Raw genomic sequence first — 19,105 nt, 5'->3', positions numbered from 1 at the left:
AGTCGAGGGCTTGACCAAGATATAATAATAAAATGCGAAAACACTGTGCAATTTTCAGAGAATATTTATATTCTCATCTGGTGATTATGGCATGAAGGTAACACCCCTTCCCATACCGAACAGGTCGGTTAAGCTTCAATGCGCCAATGGTACTGCAGGGGTGACCTTGTGGAAGAGTAGGTTGTCGCCAGGTAATAAAAAAACACTAAGTTTATCTTAGTGTTTTTTTGCGTTAATATTATAAGAGGATACTTTTAGTGTTATCTTTTTAAATTTATATAAACATTGAATTGAAATTCTTTACTAATACTATACATTTTTGATATACTTATATTAAAATATCTAAATAATAAAGATTATGTAGCTAAAATAAAGTTTTAAATGAATATAATGAAAAAGGAGATAGGTTGCTATGAAGACAATACGTTGGGGAATCATTGGATGTGGAGATGTGACTGAGGTTAAAAGTGGTCCAGGATTTCAACTGGCAAAAAATTCACAATTGGTAGCTGTTATGAGGCGTAATGGGGAACTTGCAAAGGATTATGCGACTCGCCACAATGTGCCAAAGTGGTATGATAATGCAGAAGAATTAATAAATGATCCTGATGTTGATGTTGTTTATATAGCTACGCCACCTGCATTTCATAAAGAATATACATTAAAATGTGCAGAGGCTGGAAAGCCAGTTTATGTTGAAAAACCTATGGCTCGCAATTTCGAAGAATGCACTGCTATGATACAGGCGTGTGAGAATGCTGGAGTCCCATTATTTGTTGCATATTACAGGAGGGCCTTGGATCGTTTTAATAAGGTTAAAGAATTAATTGAATCAGGTGAAATTGGAGAAATACGTTTCGTTACAGTTGTGTTATATAAAAAGGCATTAAAAATAGATTCAAAGTCTGGTGAGTTTCCGTGGAGAGTTATTCCTGAGATTTCAGGAGGAGGAGAATTTATGGACCTTGCTTCTCATACATTAGATGTTTTAGATTATATTCTGGGACCAATTGAGAAAGCCTGTGGTTATGCAGATAATCAAGCTAAATTATATGATGCGGAAGATATTGTGACAGCTTCACTAGCCTTTGAGTCTGGTGTCAAGGGAACAGGGACTTGGTGTTTCTCAAGTTTTTCTAATTATGATATGAATGAGATTATTGGAAGCCTGGGGAAAATATCATTTTCCACTTTTGGAGCAGAGCCAGTTTTATTGACAACAATTAATGGTATCACTCCATTTAACATAGTAAAGCCGGTTCATATTCAGCAGCAATTGATTCAAAGCATAGTAAATGAACTTAACGGTCTGGAAGTGTGCCCAAGTAAAGGAATTAGCGGCGCGCGAACAAATAAAATTATGGATCAAATTTTAAGAAATTATAGATTAAATAAAAATAAAAAGTAGAATATTAATTATATGTATTTTTATTGAACTTTTCTTTTTTATACAAAATGTGATAGAATAAATCAAACTGTGTAATCGTTTTATTTGGATTTTATTGTGAAAGGATGATGTTAATGAAAAATTTTAGCTTTAGAACACAAGTATTTTTTGGAGAAGGTTCATTAAAAAGATTAAGCCAACTTAATTGTCATAAGGCATTTATAGTAACTGACCCTTTTATGGTAAAGTCAGGTGTTATAAATAAAATTACTGATGAAATTTCAAAGGGCAATGTTGAGTATATTGTTTTTTCAGATATTGTACCAGATCCATCAATTGAAATTGTGGCAAAAGGTATTGAAGTTATGATGAAATTTAATCCGGATGTAGTTATAGCTTTGGGTGGAGGGTCTGCAATAGATGCAGCAAAGGCGATATGCGATTTTAATTTAAAACTAAAAGCTAATATGGGTTCTAATATAGAAAGTAATAAAAAAATTAAGCTTATAGCTATACCTACAACCAGTGGTACCGGCTCTGAGGTTACAAGTATTTCTGTAATTACAGATAAAAATAAGAATATAAAGTATCCGTTAATATCAGAGGAGTTACAACCGGATGAGGCTATATTAGTCGCAGAACTTGTGAGTACAGTACCCGATTTTATAACAGCAGATACAGGAATGGATGTACTAACTCATGATATAGAAGCATTCGTGTCGACAAGGGCAACCGATTATACAGATGCCTTGGCTGAAAAATCTATAAAATTAGTTTTTCAGAACTTAATAAATGCATATAAGGATGGTAATAATTTAGAAGCAAGAACTAAAATGCACAATGCTTCTTGTATTGCCGGAATAGCATTTAACAATGCATCTTTAGGATTAAATCATGGAATGGCACATATCATTGGTGCAAAATTCCATGTGTCGCATGGAAGAGCTAATGCTATATTACTCCCATATGTAATAGAATTTAATGCAGATATAAAAGATTTTAATTCAAATGAATATACATATGCTGCCAAAAGATATTCAGAAATAGCTAAAATATTAGGATTGCCATCATCAAATGCTTACGAAGGAGTAAAAAGCTTAATAATAGCTATAAATATGATCCTAAAGGAATTAAATATTCCTACAACACTGAAAGAAGCTGGAATAAAGGAAGAAGATTTTAAAAGGGAAGTTAATGAAATGGCGAGTATTGCCATAGAGGATAGATGTACGCAAACTAATCCTAGGGTGCCAAGGCTTGAAGAAATAATAACTCTATTTAATAAAGTTTATAATAATTAACAGGGAGTTGCTAAAATATTATGGAAGATAAACAAAGGGTAATACAGGAATATGTTCCGGGAAAGCAAGTTACATTAGCCCATTTAATTGCAAATCCAAACAAAGATTTATATAAAAAGCTAGGACTTATATCAGAGAATATGGGCGCCCTTGGGATACTTACAATAACACCTGGAGAGGCTGCTATCATAGCCGCAGATGTTGCGACAAAGGCAGCAGATGTAACAATTGGTTTTGTAGATAGATTTAGTGGAACGGTGGTTATAATTGGGGATGTAGGTAGTGTAGAGTCAGCACTTACGCAGGTTTTAAAACTTCTTACGAGTGTTCTTAATTTTGCTGAGTGTAGCATAACTAAATCTTAGGAGGGTATATGAAAAAGTTAATGTTAATTGGAAAAACAAGTTGTGGCAAGACTACTCTGACTCAAGCATTAAATGAAAAAAAACTTTTTTATAAAAAGACGCAGACAGTTGAAATTATTGATAGCATTATAGATACTCCTGGTGAGTATATTGAAAGTAGATTTTTTTATAATGCACTTATAATTACATCTGTAGACAGCGATGTAATTGCTATGGTTCAGGATTGTACGGAGGAAAATAGTGTTTTTCCACCGAGTTTTGCTAGTAGATTTGCAAAACCAGTTATTGGGATTATTACAAAAATAGATCTATGTCGTGATGAAAATAATATAAAAATAGCAGAAGAATTTTTATTAAATGCAGGTGTAGAAAGAATTTTCAAGGTAAGTGCATTTGGTAGACAAGGTGTAGAGGATTTAAAAGAGTACCTTATAAAATCATAATAAAGGGAGTTTGAGTGTAATACTCAAACTTCCTTTATCATATTAGCTTTTTCTATTAATAGCACTAAATAAAGCATTTAGTGAAGCTGTATCAATATTTGCAGAAACACCAACTCCAAAATACCTTTTGTCATTGTATTCTATTTGTATATAAGTGGCAGCTTTTGAATTTGAGCCACTACCTAGAGCATGTTCATCATAAGATATAAAGTTATAGCCATTAATATTTGATTTATGTAGTGCATTGAAGAATGCATCTACTGGACCATTACCTACACCGGAAATATTCATTTCTTTCCCGTTTACTGAAATTAGAGCATTGATATTTACTATATTTTCATCTGTTTCAACATTTTGTACTGATTGAATGGTATAATTTTTCAATAGATTTGGACTTTTTAAATTTAAGTATTCCTTTTCAAATAAATCATAAATTTGATTTCCTAATAGTTCTGTACCAAGTAGGTCGGTCTTATTTTTCACTATATTACCAAAATCAGCCTGCATAGCCTTTGGTAAAATAAAACCAAATTCGTTTTCCATTATAAATGCAGCACCGCCTTTACCGGATTGACTGTTAATACGAATAACTTCCTCGTAATCTCGTCCGACATCATGTGGGTCAATTGGAAGATATGGAACATCCCAATAATTATTATTTTCATCTTTAAGGGCTTTAAGTCCTTTTTTGATTGCATCTTGGTGTGATCCAGAAAATGCTGTGTAGACAAGTTTACCAGCATATGGATGACGCTCGTGTACCTTCATCCTTGTGCATAATTCATATATATCTACAATTTCATAAAGATTTGAAAAATCTAATTTAGAATCTATTCCTTGAACATGCATGTTTAAAGCCATAGTCATAAGATCAAGATTTCCAGTTCGTTCACCATTTCCAAAAAGTGTACCCTCAATTCTGTCAGCCCCTGCAAGAATTCCAAGCTCGGAAGCCGCAGTACAAGTACCCCTATCGTTATGAGTATGAAGACTTATAATAATGTTTTCTCTCCTTTTAACATTCATGCAGAACCATTCAATTTGATCTGCATAAATATTAGGAGTGGCCATTTCTACTGTTGATGGTAAGTTTAAAATAACTTTCTTTGATGATGTTGGGTTCCAAACATCTAATATGGCTTCGCAAATTTGAAGAGAATATTCAAGCTCTGTTCCAGTAAAACTTTCAGGAGAATATTCAAAAGAAAAATCCGTTTCTGGGTATTTATCTTTGTATTTCATTAGAAGTTTTGCACCAGTTACTCCAATATCAATAATTTCTTGTTTGCTTTTTTGAAAAACAACTCTTCGTTGTAAAACTGAAGTTGAATTATAAAGGTGGACAATTGCTTTTTTCGCTCCTTTGAGAGCTTCAAAGGTTTTCTTGATTAAATGTTCTCTTGATTGTGTTAAAACTTGAATAGTTACATCTTCAGGAATAAGATCATCTTCTATAAGTGTTCTTAAAAATTGATATTCAGTATTTGAGGCGGAAGGGAAACCTACTTCTATTTCTTTAAAACCAATATCCACAAGAAGTTTGAATAATTTAACTTTCTCATCAACGTTCATTGGAATAGGAAGAGATTGATTGCCATCTCTTAAATCAACGCTACACCAAATGGGAGCCTTTTCAATTAGTTTATTAGGCCACTGACGATCCTTAATATTTATACCACCATAAGGTTTATATTTTTTATATGACAATTTAAACATCTCCCTTTAGAATATTAAAATAAATATGTCTATTTTATTTCATTTGCGATAAGTTTTGACATTTCTATAGTTCCAACACACTTCATGTTAGGCTGCATAATGTCAATTGTTCTATATTTATCATCTAAAACTTTAGATACTGCATCTTCAATATTTTTTGCAGCATCTTCCATATTAAAGCTATATCTAAGCAGCATTGCAGCGCTCATTATAGTTGCAATTGGATTGGCGATATCTTTACCTGCAATATCTGGTGCTGAGCCATGTATTGGTTCATATATACCAAGAGTGCCATTGCCTAAGCTTGCAGAAGGTAACATTCCAAGCGATCCAGTAAGCATTGAAGCTTCATCACTTAGGATATCACCGAACATATTTTCAGTTAGAATAGTATCAAATTGTCCTGGATTTTTTATAAGTTGCATTGCACAACTATCAACTAATTGTACTTCAAGAGTTACATCTGGGTAATCAGCAGACATTTTTAGAACAATTTCTCTCCACAGTCTTGATGTCTCAAGCACATTTGCTTTATCAACTAATGTAAGCTTTTTAGTCCTTTTTCTTGCAGTTTCAAAACCAATACGGGCTATTCTATCTATTTCATAAGTTGAGTAAGCCATTGTATCCCATGCTTTTTGGCCACCAGAGGGTAGGTCTATTCTAGATTTTTCACCAAAATATATACCACCTGTTAATTCACGTATAACCATAATATCAATATTACCTTTAAGAACTTCTGGCTTAAGAGCTGAAGCTTCCTTTAATTGTGGAAAAAGAATAGCAGGTCTTAGGTTTGCAAAAACCTCAAGGGCTTTTCTAATTCCAAGAAGTCCAGCTTCTGGTCTTTGATCACCAGGAAGTTTATCCCACTTAGGACCACCGACAGAACCAAGTAAAACCGCATCACTCCGTTTACAAATGTCTATTGTTTCTTTTGGAAGAGGTACTCCAGTTTCATCTATAGCTACCCCACCCATTAAAAGATTTGTATAAACAAATGGGATATTATATTTTTGAGATATTACATCTAATACCTTAATTGCACCATCAACAATCTCTGGTCCAATTCCATCTCCACGAATTACTGCTATTTTTTTCATTAATCCTCAGTCCTTTCTTTAAGATAATTAATAAGTCCCTGTGAAGCTATGATATCTTGCATAAATGCTGGAAATGGTATTGCCATATAAGTTTTTCCTTTTGTGGTATTTGTGATAACTCCAGAAATAACATCAACGGATATTTCATTTCCTTCTTCAATATCCTCGGCAGCCTCGGTGCATTCGAGTATTGGTAAACCTATATTAATTGAGTTTCTGTAGAATATTCTTGCAAAGTTTTCAGCAATTATACAACTAATTCCTGAAGTTTTTATAGCAAGAGGGGCATGCTCCCTTGAAGATCCACAACCGAAGTTTTTACCAGCAACCATTATGTCACCATTTTTAACTTTGCTAGTAAAATTTTTATCTATATCCTCCATGCAATGAGATGCAAGTTCGTTTGCATCTGAGGTATTAAGATATCTTGCGGGAATTATAACATCAGTATCTACATTATTACCATATTTTATAGCTTTTCCTTTAAACATTACATTACCTCCTCTGGAGACGAAATTTTTCCGGTTATTGCTGATGCTGCGGCTATTGCTGGACTGCAAAGATATACTTCACTTCCGGGATGGCCCATTCTGCCAACAAAGTTTCTGTTTGTAGTAGACAAAGCCCGCTCACCATTTGCAAGCACTCCCATGTATCCACCAAGGCAAGGTCCACAAGTTGGAGTACTTACTGCAACTCCAGCCTCTATAAATATTTCAATTAAACCTTCGCGAAGGGCCTGAAGGTAAATTTTTTGAGTAGCAGGAAAGATTAGTGTTCTTATTTTAGGATCGACCTTTTTACCTTTGAAGATACTTGCTGCCATTCGAAGATCTTCTATTCTTCCGTTAGTACAAGAACCAATAACTACTTGATCAATCTTAACTTCGCCAACCTCATCAATAGTTCTGGTGTTATCTGGAAGGTGGGGGAAGGCTATTGTTGGTCTTATAGTACTTAAATCAATCTTTATTATTCTTGAATATGTTGCATCAGCGTCAGCCTTAAATATTACAGGGGCTTTAGTTGAATGTTCTTTTACATATTCTAAAGTTTTATCGTCAACTTCAAATATTCCATTTTTGGCACCTGCTTCAATGGCCATATTAGATATTGTAAATCTGTCATCCATAGAAAGGCTTGCAACTCCAGATCCTGTATATTCCATTGATTGATACAGTGCCCCATCTACTCCAATCATTCCGATAATATGGAGTATTACATCCTTACCACAAACCCATTTTTGCATTTTTCCAGTTAAAATAAATTGTATTGCTTCTGGAATCTTAAACCAACATTTTCCACTAGCCATTCCGGCTGCCATGTCAGTGGAGCCAACTCCAGTTGAAAAAGCACCTAAAGCACCATAAGTACAAGTGTGAGAATCAGCACCTATTACAACATCTCCAGATACTACAAGTCCTTTTTCTGGTAATAATGCATGTTCTATCCCCATTTGCCCTACCTCAAAGTAATTTTCAATCCCCTTTTCATATACAAATTCGCGGGTGCACTTGCATTGCTCAGCAGATTTTATGTCTTTATTTGGAGCAAAATGATCTGGAACTATAGCAATTTTCTTTTTATCGAAAACTTCATTAACACCCATTTTGTTAAACTCATTTATTGCAACTGGTGTTGTTATATCATTGCCTAAAACTAAATCAAGATTTGCCATAACTAATTGTCCGGCATTTACCTCTTGCATGCCAGCGTGTGATGCTAGTATTTTTTGCGTCATCGTCATTCCCATATAATTGAACCTCCCTTATAAAATTTAAAAGCTTTTTCTAAGTTATTATTTATTTTGAAGAATATTCTAAAATAAAATTAACAGAATGTTTTGATAAATTTGGACTAAAAAAAGGGTACAAAAAAACAGACATCTTCACTGGGGCGAAGAGTCCGTCGCGGTACCACCCATATTTATAACTTATTTTAAGATAACGGATTAAACCGGTAAAACCTACTAATAAGTACACTTTTAAGAGTGAATACACTTTTAAGTGTAACTTAGTTTAAGTTCACAACTCGAGGGTAAGTTTCAACATCTGATTATTTAGGGTTCACAGCTTTATCCCTTCTCTGTAAAACATCCTGATGCCTATTTGTCCCTGTCAAAGTTTTTATTATATTAGCGATAATCTTATCAAACAAAAGACTGCTTGTCAATATCTTAAGCTCTTATAAAATATATAAATGACTATTTTTATATTAGTAAGATTTAAAAAAACAGTATCTTTCTAAAAATACGCTTGAAACATAATATACTACGAATAATAAAATATGTCAATAAGTCAATAAAAAAAGTATTCTGAATTTGGTTGACAATTCAATTTATAGATGGTACGATACATAAAATGTTTGGTACGAATTACAAGTCAACTTGGAATTATTTACTTGTGGAAAGGGAGGCGATATTTTGATTTCACATGTATTGTCAATTTTAGTTGACAACAACCCAGGAGTATTAACAAGAGTATGTTCATTATTTAATAGGCGAGGTTTTAATCTTGATACTGTTTCCTCTGGTCACACAGAAGATGAAAAATTAGCCCGAATAACTTTATTAACTAAAGTTCGGGATGATGAAGGCATTGACCAAATAATTAAACAAATAAGGAAATTAGAGGATGTTCATAAAGTTGAGCAATTAGATAATGAAAACTCTATTTGTAAGCAAATGTTGTTTGTAAAAGTTAAAGCTGAAGGCAATAATAGGCAAGAAATTATTAATATAGGAAAAATTTTTGGAGTTTCTGTTATAGATGTAACACCGACAACATTAATTATTCAGATATTAGGTGATAATGGCAAGTTATGTGCTTTTGAAAATTTAATTAAACCGTTTGGTATTTTAGAAATAGTCGGTAGTGGATTTATTGCAATGCAAAGAGGTTCAGATGCAGTAATCTAATAATATAGATAAAAATTAGGGGGAATTAATAATGGCTAAGATGTATTATGAAAGTGATTGTAATTTAGATAATTTAAAAGGAAAAAAGGTTGCAGTAATAGGATATGGTAGTCAAGGACATGCACATGCGCTAAACTTAAAAGAAAATGGTGTAGATGTTGTAGTTGGTCTTTATGTAGGAAGTAAATCTTGGGAAAAGGCAGAAAAAGCAGGATTAACTGTTTTGACTGCAGCAGAAGCAGCTAAAGCTGCAGATATTATAATGATCCTAGTTAATGATGAAAAGCAGGGACAAGTATATAAAGAAAGTATCGCACCAAATCTTACAAAAAATAAGGCTTTAGTATTTGCTCATGGTTTTGCAATTCATTTTGGTCAAATAGTTCCACCAGCAGATATTGATGTATTCCTTATAGCTCCAAAGGGACCAGGACATACAGTTAGAAGTCAATTTTTAGAAGGCAAGGGAGTACCATGTCTTATAGCTATACATCAAGATGCTTCAGGACATGCAAAAGAAGTAGCTTTAGGTTATGCTTTAGGAATAGGTGGCGCAAGAGCTGGTGTTATGGAGACTTCTTTCAAGGAAGAAACTGAAACAGATTTGTTTGGAGAACAAGCAGTTCTCTGTGGTGGTGTTACAGCACTTATAAAAGCAGGTTTTGAAACACTTGTAGAAGCTGGATACCAACCAGAAATGGCGTACTTTGAATGTTGTCATGAAATGAAACTTATCGTAGATTTAATAAATCAAGGTGGTTTAAATATGATGAGATATTCAATAAGTGATACTGCAGAATATGGTGACTACATTACAGGAAGTAAAATAATAACTGCGGATACAAAGAAAGCTATGAAAGGCGTATTAACTGATATTCAAAAGGGCGTTTTTGCTAGAGATTGGCTTTTAGAGAACCAAATTGGAAAACCATTCTTTAATGCAACAAAGAGAATAGAAAGCGAACATCAAATAGAAAAAGTTGGTGCTGAACTTAGAAAAATGATGTCTTGGAATAAAAAATAAGATAAATTTAATATTTAAAATTGAGCAATAAAAATAAAAGTTACTAATATTATATTTGAGAACCAAGTTCTAGAAAATTCAATATGAACTTGGTTCTCTTTATTATATGAATTAAGGAGGGATTAAAATGAAGTGCAGCGGTGCAAAAATTTTGCTAGAGTGTCTTAAAGAGCAAGGTACTGATACTATATTTGGGTATCCAGGTGGAGCAGTACTAAATATATATGATGAAATTTATTCTTTTCAGGAGATAACTCACATATTAGTTTCTCATGAACAAGGGGCAGCGCATGCTGCTGATGGATACGCTAGAGCAACTGGAAAAGTAGGCGTATGCCTTGCAACATCAGGCCCAGGGGCCACAAATCTTGTTACAGGTATTGCAACTGCTTACATGGATTCTGTACCTATGATTGCAATTACTGGGCAGGTAGCAACGACATTAATAGGTAAAGACTCTTTTCAGGAAGTTGATATTGTTGGTATAACAATGCCTATTACAAAACATAATTTTTTAGTGAAAGATATTAAGGAATTAGCACCTACAATAAGAAAAGCCTTTAGAATTGCAATGAGTGGAAGGCCAGGACCTGTGCTTATAGACATACCTAAGGATATAACTGGCATGGAGTGCGAATATTTTCCTGAAATTCCAAAGATAATCGAGCATAAAGTCGTAAAAGAAAGCCAACTTAAGGATGCTATTTCTGCTATTCACAGCTCGAAAAAACCAATAATTGTAGTCGGTGGTGGGTGTAATATATCAGAGGCTGAGGAGTTATTATTATCATTTCAAGATAAATTAAAATGCCCAGTCTGTAGTACTATGATGGGGCTAGGTGCCTTTAGTGGATTACATCCTATGTACACGGGGATGCTTGGCATGCATGGAACTTTTGCCTCTAATAGGTGCATAACTTCAAGTGATTTAATAATTGCAATAGGGGCAAGATTTAGTGATAGAGTTATTAGTGATCCGGTTACTTTTGCAGCGAATACTAAAGTAATCCATATTGATATAGATGAAGCAGAAGTTTCAAAAAATATTAAGGCGGATTGCTTTGTAATTGGAAATGTAGCTGATGTATTAATAAAATTACTACAAAATCTAAAAGGTCGGGAATCAAATGAATGGACAACTTGTGCAAAGGAACTAATTCAAAAGGACAAGGAAAAAGTTATAAAAATAAATGAATTGGAAAGTGTAAATCCTCTTTATGTAATTAAAAAACTTTATGAAATTACAAAAGGTAATGCTATAATAACTACAGAGGTAGGCCAAAATCAAATTTGGGCAACTCAAGCATTCACTTATACGAGACCAAGAACTTTTATAAGCTCTGGAGGACTAGGTACTATGGGATATGGCTTTGGAGCAGCAATAGGAGCAAGTATAGGAAAGAAAGAAATGGTTTTTGATATTGCAGGGGATGGTAGCTTTAGAATGAATCTTAATGAGCTCGGAACTGCTGCAAGATATAATATACCAGTTAAAATAATATTATTAAATAATGGTGTTTTGGGTATGGTAAGGCAATGGCAGAATGTGTTTTACTCAAAAAGATTTTCTAGCACAACACTTGAGAGAGATACTGATTTTGTAAAAATAGCAGAGGGTTTTGGAGTTAAAGGTATAAGAGTTGACCATAATGGACAGGTCGTAGATGCATTAAAAGAAGCAATAGCATGGGATGGTCCTGTTGTGATTGATTTTAGGGTTGCACCAGATGAGATGGCGTCTCCTATGGTTCCGCCAGGTGCAAGTATTGAAATGATGTTTGAGGTATAGTGTTTATCGCTATACCTTGTTTTAATTCAATTGAAAATATGTTTATAGGAGGAATACATGAAAATAGTAGTATTAGATGGGTTCACTTTAAATCCAGGAGATTTATCTTGGAAAAAGTTTGAAAAATTAGGTGAGTTAAAAGTTTATGATAGAACAAGCTTGGAGGAAATTGTAGATAGAGCTTATGATTGCGAGATAATTCTTACAAATAAAACACCATTAAGTATGGATACTTTAAAAAAGTTACCTAAAATAAAATACATTGGGGTTCTTGCAACAGGATACAATGTAGTTGATGTAAAAGCCGCAAAGGAGAGGGGTATTATAGTTACCAATACTCCAGCTTATGGTACTAATTCAGTTGCGCAATTTGTTTTTGCTCTTCTCCTGGAAATATGTCATCATGTAGGGGAACATAATGAAGTCGTTCGAAAAGGTGCTTGGACCAATAGCAAGGATTTTTGTTTTTGGAATTATCCTATGATTGAACTTGCTGGCAAAACAATGGGTATTATAGGTATGGGACGGATTGGTGTTGTTACGTCCACAATTGCGCAAGCTTTTGGTATGAATGTCTTAGCATATAATCCATCTAAGAAGGAGTCATTAATATCAGATACATTTAAATATGTTGAACTAGACCAGTTATATGAAGGGGCTGATGTTATAAGTTTACACTGTCCTTTGTTTGAGGAAACTAAGGGAATAATAAATAAGGAATCTATTAAGAAAATGAAAGATGGCGTTATTATAATAAATACTTCTAGAGGCCCTTTAATTGTTGAAGAGGACTTAGCGGATGCTCTAAATAGTGACAAGGTTGCAGGTGTTGGATTAGATGTTATGTCAGTGGAGCCGGTTCAAATGGATAATCCACTTATGAGAGCTAAAAATTGTTTGATTACACCACATATAGCATGGGCACCAAAAGAATCTAGGGAGCGTCTTATGAATATAGCGGTAGATAATTTGGCCCAATTTGTAAAAGGTAGACCTATAAATATAGTAAAATAACTATTGCTAATTATTTGGTATATTCACGTAAAAAATGTGCAAAATAGTAAAAGGTTATTTCAACTAATTAGGAGGCGTACATATGCAAGGAAAAATGTTTTGTTTTCAATGTGAGCAAACTTTCGGTGGTAAAGGTTGTACAAAAGTAGGGGTATGTGGTAAAACACCAGAGATTGCGGCAATGCAGGATCTGCTAATATATCAGATAAAAGGAATAAGCTGTTATGCATCTAAGCTTTTAGCTAAAGGTGAAAAAATTGATAAGTCATTGGTATCTTTTGTTGAGAATTCATTATTTATGACATTGACTAATGTAAATTTTGATCCTGAGTCTCATATGGATATGCTCAGAAGATCTCAAGTGAATAAAGAAGAGATTAGAAAAAAAGCGATAGGGGAAGATGTAAATAGCAAGGAAGCTTTATATAATTTAAGTGATACAAAAGAACAAATACTTGAAGATGCTAAAAAAGCAGGAATTATGTATGATGAGAATTTAGATGCTGATATTCGCTCTGTTCGTGAAACTATAAAATATGGATTAAAAGGAATTGCTGCGTATGCACATCAAGCTAGATTTATTAAATATCAAAGTGATGAGGTGGATAATTTTTATTTTATAGCTTTAGCGGTACTTACTGATGATAGTTTAAATTTAAAAGATCTTATTGCGTACTTAGTTAAAACTGGAGATATGAGTGTTAAGGTTATGGAGGTATTAGATAAAGCAAATAATGAGAAATACAATTCTCCAACACCTACAAGAGTAAATGTAAATATTAAGAAAGGACCATTTATAATAGTTTCTGGCCATGACTTAAGAGACCTTGAAATGTTACTTGAACAAACAGAAGGCAAGGGGATAAATGTTTATACTCATGGTGAAATGTTACCTTCACATGGATATCCAAAACTTAATAAATTTAAACATTTAGTAGGTAACTTTGGAGGAGCATGGCAAAATCAACAAAAGGAGTTTGATGGTATACCAGGTTGCATTTTAATGACAACAAACTGCTTAATGAAACCAAGAGATTCTTATAAAGATAGAATTTATTCTACAAGTGTTGTAGGATGGGAAGGATTAAAACATATATCTAATGATGAGAAGGGGTATAAGGATTTTTCTGAAATAATAAATAAGGCTTTGGAACTTGGTGGCTTTGAAAAAGATGAGGAAGTTAAGGAAATTACAGTAGGATTTGGACATAAAGCAACTTTGAGTCATGCAGGAGAGATTGTAAGTGCAGTTAAAGAAGGGAAGATTAGACGCTTCTTCTTAATCGGTGGATGTGATGGTGCAAGACCAGGAAGAAATTATTATACTCAATTTGCACAACTAGTTCCAAAAGATTGTATTATCCTTACATTAGCCTGTGGAAAATACCGTTTTAATAAATTAGAATTTGGTGAAGTAGCAGGACTTCCAAGGTTACTTGATGTAGGTCAATGTAACGATGCATATTCTGCAGTTATAATAGCTAATGCGCTAGCTGATGCATTTGAGTGCACCATTAACGAACTACCGCTTTCGTTTATCATAACTTGGTATGAGCAGAAGGCTGTTGCTGATCTACTAGCCTTATTATCGCTTGGGGTAAAAGGTATTTATCTTGGACCAACACTTCCAGCGTTCTTAAGCCCAAATGTATTACAATTTTTAATTGATACATTTGACCTTAGAGCAATAAGTACACCAGAGGACGATTTAGCAAAAATACTTGGATAAAATCCTAAGATATAAAAAAATAAAATTAATAATAAAAAAATGAAAGTATGTGATATTAGTCACATACTTTCATTTTTTATAATGATATAGTATGGCTATATTTTATTAAGGAGATGATTTATTATGTTTAGTGAAGAAATTAACAAAGTATCAGCATCGGCGATAAAAAAGTCTGAATTATTAAAGAGGAGCAAAATGAGGTACCTCACTTCTTCAGCATTGGCTGGTATATATGTGGGATTTGGAATTTTATTAATATTTACTATCGGTGGATTATTATCACAAGCTGCATCTCCAGCAACAAAAATTATGATGGGAGCTTCCTTTGGGATTGCCTTAAGTCTTGTAATAATGGCTGGCTCTGAACTTTTTACAGGAAATAATATGACTATGACAATAGGTTCTTTAGAAAAGAAAGTTTCGTGGCTTGACTCAACAAATATTTGGATATACAGTTTTATAGGTAACTTTGTGGGGTCAGTAGCTCTTGCAGCAATGTTTGTAGGTGCGGAACTTGCAAAAGGAAGTACAGCAACATTTATTCTAAAAACATCACAAATGAAAATGGCTTCGCCAAGTATAGAATTATTTTTAAAAGGATTACTTTGTAATATGTTAGTCTGTTTAGCAGTTTGGTGTTCTATTAAATTAAAGGAAGAAACAGCTAAACTTATAATGATTTTTTGGTGCTTATTTGCATTTATAACTACAGGGTTTGAACATAGTATTGCAAATATGACATTGCTTACAACGGCGTTAATGATTCCTCACAGCGCAGCGATTTCCATAGGGGGACTAGCACACAACTTAATTTGGGTTACGTTAGGTAATTTTGTAGGTGGAGCAGTGTTTATTGGAGCAGCATATTGGTTTATATCAAAAGAGAAATAATATATTATAAAAATAAAAGCATCCTATAGGGTGCTTTTATTTTGTTTATATCCAATGTGCAATAATCATAGTATAATAGAGAGCGATTAGTAATATGAATATATTTATAAATATACTGAGATCATAAGGAGAAATTAAAATGCCACAAGTAACTATTAGGCAATTAAGAGACCTTCCTTTGTTAGAATGTATTGAGGATAAAACTTTAGATTTAATAAGAGAAAAGGTTGTACTAAAAAATTTTAAGAAATCACAAATGTTATTTGGGGAAAGAGAACGTTTAAATAACATATATATAGTGTTAGAAGGAAAGGTATCAATGTACAGATTATCGGAAAAAGGTCAAAAGAGAGTTATTTATATCTTGAATAAGGGTGAGATTGTAAATGAAGTGAATTTTGATAATTATACAAGCTCGATTAGTTGTGAAGCGTTTGAAGACAGTGAGATTATAAGCATATCAAAAGGAGATTTATTAAATATTATGCAGCAAGATTTTAAGCTTACAGAGGTTATATTATACTCTATGAGCAAGAAAATAAGACGATTGTATAGGCAAATTAAAAACACTGTTCCTACTAAAATGGATAAAAGGGTAGCTGCCAAGCTTTGGAAGTTGTCTAGAGATTATGGCTTAGAAACTCCAAAAGGTGTTTTAATAGATGTTAAAATAAGTATAACTTATTTGGCAGATATGTTAGGTAGCTCTCGGGAAACTATTTCAAGGGCCGTAAAAGAGCTAGAAAATATGGGAATGGTTAAGATAGAACATAGAAAATTCATAGTTGATAGAGAAAAGTTAAGTGGTTACTTTAAAAGTGTGTGATGAAAATTACATATTTTTTTAGTATGCAGAAAAGATTTCTGCATACTCTTTATTCTATTTAATATAAAGTTACAATAATTTATGAATCGTCTCTTAATATATTAAGATCTTTACCTTGCATTATCTTGTTCATAGTTCTTGCAGAACACATTTTACCACACATTGTGCAACTATCAGCATTTTCTGGCATTGATTCTTTTCTATATCTTATGGCTTTTTCTGGATCTATTGCAAGTTCAAACATTCTCTTCCAATTAAGAGCTTGCCTTGCAGTACTCATTTCATTGTCCCAGTCGCGGCTACCTGGAATTTTTTTGCCTATATCACCAGCATGGGCTGCAATTTTACATGCAATAATTCCTTCGCGTACATCATCAACATTAGGAAGTCTTAAATGTTCTGCTGGAGTTACATAACAAAGAAAATCAGCTCCTGCGCTTGCAGCTAAAGCACCTCCTATGGCACTTGTAATATGGTCATAGCCTGGAGCAATATCTGTAACTAGGGGTCCTAAAATATAAAAAGGTGCACAATGACATAATTTCTTAGCAAGTAATACATTTGCCTCGATTTCATTTATTGCCATATGACCTGGTCCTTCTATTATAACTTGTACATTCTTTTCCCAAGCTCTTAAGGTTAATTCACCTAGCACCATTAATTCATGAATTTGACAAGCATCAGTTGCATCATTAATGCAGCCGGGTCTACATGCATCACCAAGGCTTAAAGTTAAATCATATTTTTGACATATTTCTAATATTTCATCAAAATGTTCATAAAAAGGATTTTCTTTATGGTTTAATTCCATCCAAGCATATAGGAGCGATCCTCCACGAGACACAATATGAGTTATTCTCTTGTTTCTTTTAAATACATTTGCAGTAGCTGTGTTTAAACCGGCGTGTATTGTTACAAAGTCAACTCCATCTTTTGCATGTTTTTCTACAACATCTATTAATTCTTTTGAAGTAATATCCTGTAATTCTTTATCGTAAAAACCTAAGGCATCATAAATTGGAACAGTACCTATCATAGCAGTTGAATCAGAAATGAGTCTTTTTCTAAATTCTTCAGTTTTACCAAATGAACTTAAATCCATAACAGCTTCAGCTTTCATATCTATAGATAACTGTACCTTTTTCATTTCTTCATCAATATCACAGCAATCTTTTGAGATACCTAGGTTTACATTGATTTTTGTTTTTAAACCTTCTCCAACTCCCTCAGGGCTTAATATTTTATGATTTCTATTAGCGGGAATTGCGACTACGCCTCTTGATATTTTTTCTCTTAAAACATCTTCTGGCATATTTTCTTTTTTTGCAACTATCTTCATCTCTCCAGTTATAATACCTTTTTTTGCAGCATCCATTTGAGTTGTATACATCATTTTATAGTCTCCCTTACAGTTGTATTATTTTGAAATAAAAAAAAGCAAGCTCATAAAGAGCTTGCAACAAAAAACATTGTAATAAACTCCCTACGTTGGAATTACCCAAATCAGGTTATGAGGGTCAGCGATAATATCTCTTTCTCAGCTCTTGGTGCGAGCTCCCCTTGTTTAATTTATTTAATTATTATTTGTCTTAAGTATATTAGTAAAATAACCCTTTGTAAAGTCTTTTTTATTTTTAATATAAGTTTTAGATTGTATCCATACACTATTCAAACCATGTAAATATATGATATACTTCGTCTAATAAATAATTTACGTGGAGGTTTATTATGGAAAGATATGAAATAAATAAGAACTTGGCTCAGATGTTAAAGGGCGGAGTAATCATGGATGTAGTGAATGTTGAGCAGGCAATAATAGCAGAGAATGCAGGGGCCTGCGCGGTAATGGCATTAGAAAGAGTGCCTTCAGATATTAGAAAAGAGGGTGGAGTAGCTAGAATGTCTGACCCTAAAATGATTAAAGAAATAAAGGCTGCGGTAACTATTCCAGTAATGGCTAAAGGCAGAATAGGGCATTTTGTTGAAGCGCAAATTCTTCAAGAAATAGGGGTAGATTTTATAGATGAGAGCGAAGTTTTGACTCCAGCAGATGAGCAGTATCATATAAATAAGTGGGATTTTAAAGTTCCTTATGTTTGCGGAGCAAGAAATTTAGGTGAGGCACTAAGAAGAATCGGAGAAGGTGCTGCGATGATAAGAACAAAAGGTGAAGCAGGCACAGGCAATGTGGTAGAAGCTGTTAGGCACATGAGATGTATAATGGGTGAAATTCGCAAAGTTAAAAATGCTCCAAAAGAAGAACTAATGACAATTGCTAAAGAGTTTGGGGCACCTATTAATTTAATAGAATATGTATGGAAAAATGGTAAACTTCCAGTAGTAAATTTTGCAGCAGGCGGAATAGCAACCCCAGCTGACGCAGCACTCATGATGCAACTTGGAGCAGAAGGAGTTTTTGTAGGTTCAGGAATTTTTAAAGCAGAAAATCCAGAGGCTAGAGCAAAAGCAATAGTACTTGCAACTACATATTATAATGATCCAAAAGTTGTTGCAAAAGTTTCAGAAAATCTTGGGGAAGCAATGAGTGGCCTAGAAATAAGTGAAATTAAAGAGAAGTTTGCCAAGAGGGGTTGGTAAAG

Annotated in this window: 17 protein-coding genes, 1 rRNA gene, 1 riboswitch and 1 other annotated feature; of the genes, 13 read left to right on the top strand and 5 right to left on the bottom strand. The window is 33.5% G+C overall.

Annotated features, from left to right (window positions below; translation table 11 throughout):
* Window positions 1-76: 76 nt before the first annotated feature.
* From rrf to KPL54_RS17025, 5 genes are all read left to right on the top strand, one after another.
* A 5S ribosomal RNA gene (gene rrf / locus KPL54_RS17045) occupies window positions 77-193 on the top strand.
* A 219-nt stretch (window positions 194-412) separates the two neighbouring features.
* Entirely contained in the window at window positions 413-1,408 is a 996-nt protein-coding gene (locus KPL54_RS17040) for a Gfo/Idh/MocA family protein (RefSeq protein WP_216107699.1), read from the top strand.
* Between the two features lie 113 nt (window positions 1,409-1,521).
* Window positions 1,522-2,688, top strand: a complete 1,167-nt coding sequence (locus KPL54_RS17035; RefSeq protein WP_216107698.1) for a 1-propanol dehydrogenase PduQ — start codon at window positions 1,522-1,524, stop codon at window positions 2,686-2,688.
* A 20-nt stretch (window positions 2,689-2,708) separates the two neighbouring features.
* Complete coding sequence (gene eutS / locus KPL54_RS17030) at window positions 2,709-3,053, top strand: ethanolamine utilization microcompartment protein EutS (RefSeq protein WP_216107697.1); 345 nt, start codon at window positions 2,709-2,711, stop codon at window positions 3,051-3,053.
* A gap of 8 nt (window positions 3,054-3,061) precedes the next feature.
* Window positions 3,062-3,496: a EutP/PduV family microcompartment system protein gene (locus KPL54_RS17025; protein WP_216107696.1), complete on the top strand. Its 435-nt coding sequence runs from the start codon at window positions 3,062-3,064 to the stop codon at window positions 3,494-3,496.
* Window positions 3,497-3,538: 42 nt separating this feature from the next.
* Here KPL54_RS17025 and leuA read toward each other — a convergent pair whose 3' ends face one another.
* The 4 genes from leuA to leuC are packed head-to-tail and all read right to left on the bottom strand — an operon-like array spanning window position 3,539 to window position 8,068.
* Entirely contained in the window at window positions 3,539-5,203 is a 1,665-nt protein-coding gene (gene leuA, locus KPL54_RS17020) for a 2-isopropylmalate synthase (protein ID WP_375373000.1), read from the bottom strand.
* Between the two features lie 38 nt (window positions 5,204-5,241).
* Window positions 5,242-6,315 carry a 3-isopropylmalate dehydrogenase gene (gene leuB / locus KPL54_RS17015; RefSeq protein ID WP_216107694.1) on the bottom strand — a complete coding sequence of 358 codons (1,074 nt, stop codon included), beginning with the start codon at window positions 6,313-6,315 and terminating at the stop codon, window positions 5,242-5,244.
* The gene (leuD, locus tag KPL54_RS17010; protein ID WP_216107693.1) at window positions 6,315-6,806 is read right to left on the bottom strand and encodes a 3-isopropylmalate dehydratase small subunit; all 492 of its coding nucleotides are present in this window, start codon (window positions 6,804-6,806) and stop codon (window positions 6,315-6,317) included. The genes leuB and leuD overlap by 1 nt, the downstream gene beginning before the upstream one ends.
* Window positions 6,806-8,068, bottom strand: a complete 1,263-nt coding sequence (leuC, locus tag KPL54_RS17005) for a 3-isopropylmalate dehydratase large subunit (protein WP_216107692.1) — start codon at window positions 8,066-8,068, stop codon at window positions 6,806-6,808. Before leuC ends, leuD begins: the two co-directional genes overlap by 1 nt.
* A gap of 136 nt (window positions 8,069-8,204) precedes the next feature.
* Window positions 8,205-8,445: a binding site (T-box leader), on the bottom strand.
* Window positions 8,446-8,737: 292 nt separating this feature from the next.
* On the opposite strand from leuC, the gene ilvN reads away from it, so the two are divergent.
* The 7 genes from ilvN to KPL54_RS16970 all read left to right on the top strand — a co-directional run bounded on the left by ilvN (window position 8,738) and on the right by KPL54_RS16970 (window position 16,505).
* Window positions 8,738-9,232 carry an acetolactate synthase small subunit gene (gene ilvN / locus KPL54_RS17000; protein ID WP_216107691.1) on the top strand — a complete coding sequence of 165 codons (495 nt, stop codon included), beginning with the start codon at window positions 8,738-8,740 and terminating at the stop codon, window positions 9,230-9,232.
* Between the two features lie 31 nt (window positions 9,233-9,263).
* Window positions 9,264-10,256: a ketol-acid reductoisomerase gene (ilvC, locus tag KPL54_RS16995; RefSeq protein WP_171299188.1), complete on the top strand. Its 993-nt coding sequence runs from the start codon at window positions 9,264-9,266 to the stop codon at window positions 10,254-10,256.
* Between the two features lie 127 nt (window positions 10,257-10,383).
* Entirely contained in the window at window positions 10,384-12,045 is a 1,662-nt protein-coding gene (gene ilvB, locus KPL54_RS16990; protein ID WP_216107690.1) for a biosynthetic-type acetolactate synthase large subunit, read from the top strand.
* 57 nt (window positions 12,046-12,102) lie between these two features.
* Window positions 12,103-13,059 carry a D-2-hydroxyacid dehydrogenase gene (locus KPL54_RS16985; RefSeq protein WP_216107689.1) on the top strand — a complete coding sequence of 319 codons (957 nt, stop codon included), beginning with the start codon at window positions 12,103-12,105 and terminating at the stop codon, window positions 13,057-13,059.
* Window positions 13,060-13,141: 82 nt separating this feature from the next.
* Window positions 13,142-14,788, top strand: a complete 1,647-nt coding sequence (hcp, locus tag KPL54_RS16980) for a hydroxylamine reductase (protein WP_216107688.1) — start codon at window positions 13,142-13,144, stop codon at window positions 14,786-14,788.
* 123 nt (window positions 14,789-14,911) lie between these two features.
* The gene (locus KPL54_RS16975; protein WP_216107687.1) at window positions 14,912-15,679 is read left to right on the top strand and encodes a formate/nitrite transporter family protein; all 768 of its coding nucleotides are present in this window, start codon (window positions 14,912-14,914) and stop codon (window positions 15,677-15,679) included.
* 139 nt (window positions 15,680-15,818) lie between these two features.
* Complete coding sequence (locus KPL54_RS16970; RefSeq protein ID WP_216107686.1) at window positions 15,819-16,505, top strand: Crp/Fnr family transcriptional regulator; 687 nt, start codon at window positions 15,819-15,821, stop codon at window positions 16,503-16,505.
* Window positions 16,506-16,584: 79 nt separating this feature from the next.
* On the opposite strand, the gene thiC is transcribed toward KPL54_RS16970, so the two are convergent.
* Complete coding sequence (thiC, locus tag KPL54_RS16965; protein WP_216107685.1) at window positions 16,585-17,898, bottom strand: phosphomethylpyrimidine synthase ThiC; 1,314 nt, start codon at window positions 17,896-17,898, stop codon at window positions 16,585-16,587.
* Between the two features lie 71 nt (window positions 17,899-17,969).
* Window positions 17,970-18,076, bottom strand: a riboswitch (TPP riboswitch).
* Between the two features lie 157 nt (window positions 18,077-18,233).
* On the opposite strand from thiC, the gene pdxS reads away from it, so the two are divergent.
* Complete coding sequence (gene pdxS, locus KPL54_RS16960; RefSeq protein WP_216107684.1) at window positions 18,234-19,103, top strand: pyridoxal 5'-phosphate synthase lyase subunit PdxS; 870 nt, start codon at window positions 18,234-18,236, stop codon at window positions 19,101-19,103.
* Window positions 19,104-19,105: the final 2 nt, after the last annotated feature.

The organism is Clostridium estertheticum (assembly GCF_018861295.1).
Classification (GTDB): Bacteria; Bacillota; Clostridia; order Clostridiales; family Clostridiaceae; genus Clostridium_AD; species Clostridium_AD estertheticum_D.
Note: the sequence above shows the minus strand (reverse complement) of the source record. Positions and strands in the feature narration are given on the sequence as shown.